The organism is Synechococcus sp. R5-13, assembly GCF_047462015.1.
Classification (GTDB): Bacteria; Cyanobacteriota; Cyanobacteriia; order Thermostichales; family Thermostichaceae; genus Thermostichus.
This window is the reverse complement of record NZ_JANSIL010000181.1, coordinates 1-1,832: the sequence shown is the minus strand read 5'-3', so window position 1 is coordinate 1,832 and position 1,832 is coordinate 1. Positions and strand designations below refer to the sequence as shown.

The window sequence follows — 1,832 nt, the reverse complement described above, 5'->3', positions numbered from 1 at the left end:
TCCAGGGGTCAGGATCGCTGCTGCACCCAGAGTGCCGGCCAGCAGCGTTTTCCAGTAGTTCGCGTGTTTCACGGGCATGTTTCTCTCCTTGTTCTTTTCCTCACACCTTTTTGGCTGTAGGGATGTCTTCTAGAGGTAACCAATTGCCTAACTCAAGAACAAGTCTGGCAACTGCGGACTTCGGTGAAGACATGATGTGGAGATTATGATACAGCCGAAGTCCACATCCTCTTGCTGTCCGGTCTGCCCTACAGTTAATGCGGTGTCCCCACATCTGTGGCCAAGACATGGGTATCTGTTCCCGCCATTCTCACACCTACACCGAGCCTGTGGCAAAGACCTGGGCAGATCTCACGCAGTGCGCTTTTTGTAGCCCATGGCCTCGTCTTAAGCTCAACCTCAAGCTCTTCAATGCCAGCATCCTTATCCCCACAGAGGAGTTGATTATTCTTATTCAATGAAGGGATCCACCGTAGTGGATCCCTGCCTGGCAATTTGGCTGTAAGCGTGAGGAGCTAGGAACTAGAAAGTAAACACAGCTCGCAAAGCCCCCACGCCAATGGTTGGGTCGTTGTCTCCGGGTCTGCCGCCATTGGGGTTGCTCACAAAGTAGGCAGCAGGCGTTAGAGTAATGTACTCGTTGACCGGGAAGCTGTAGTAGACGTCCACAACGAAGGGGCGAGTATCCCACACTCCGTCGTTGTCTGTGGTCACGATTGGCTGCCCAAATACAATCCCGCCTCTGGCACCCTCCACGAAGAGGTCGGGGAAAACAAAGCCAAGGAGGAAACCATTAAAGTCTTCCTCACCCGGATCCACAGTGCCAGCCGGTACCACATTGGGCAGGTTGTAATCCACATTGCCAGCCGTAAACCAGCCAGACAAGGTAATGCGAGGGCTGATCTCCCAGTTGGCTGCGAACGTAAAAGCATTCACCCGTGCAGAGACATTGACCTGCGTTCTTCTTACCGGCCCGCGGAAGAGACTTTTACCCGTGGCCAGGAAGGTAGGACCGTCATTTGCTTGCTGCAGGTAGGTGGAAGCAAACTGAAGGTAAAACTCCAAGCCCTTGGTTGGCAAGAAGCCCAGCTCGACGGTGTGAGCGCTATCATCACCTGTCAAGCCACTGTCGCCAAAGCCTCTCCCCAGAGCTTGACCTCTTCTGGTGCTGTAGGCGTAGGCTAAACGAAACTGGTCGCTCAAACGGTAGCGAAAACCAAATAGGGTTCCGCTGGGCACATCTGCCGTAGAGTTGGGAGCATCGGCAAAGTCCGACAGGGCATCAAAGGGCGTGCTGTACTGCAGAACGCTCGACACTCCCGTACCCGTAATGCCCGTGTAGATAGTAGCAGCGCGGTCGAAAGCAGGGAATTGATAAACCAGCTGGGCAAGGGTGAAGGTACCACCCGCACCCCCCTGGAAGCCAACGCCTGGGTCACCCTCAAAGAAGGTAGTAACCGCATCGCGAGCTTGTAGGCGGATACGCAAGCGATCCCGGCCAACAAAGGAGGCATCGAAGTTCAGGCGTACCCGATAGGGAAGAGTCATGTTTGCCTGATTTTGCTCGGCTACCACTCTTCCTTGTACGACCCGGTCTTCTGTAAGAGCGCTGCCAAGAATTGCGGTGATCACCTGGGCGTTAAGCTTGGTAACTGGGTTGAAGATCTTCCCTTTCAGATCGTTAATCTCAGCCTCTGCCGCATCCACCCGCCCGCGCAGGGCCGCCAGCTCGGCAGCAAATTCTTCTTGCAAGCGCTGCAGCGTGGCCAAGTCTTCCTTGGAGACTTTGTCGGCCAAACCGGCTGCAATCAACTCATTGATGCGATCCAAGC

At 54.6% G+C, this 1,832-nt stretch carries 1 protein-coding gene; it reads right to left on the bottom strand.

Going from position 1 to position 1,832, the window contains the following annotated elements:
* Positions 1-522 precede the first annotated feature (522 nt).
* Positions 523-1,832: iron uptake porin (locus NW840_RS12975; RefSeq protein ID WP_414344708.1), on the bottom strand; the 1,310-nt coding region annotated here is incomplete at its 5' end.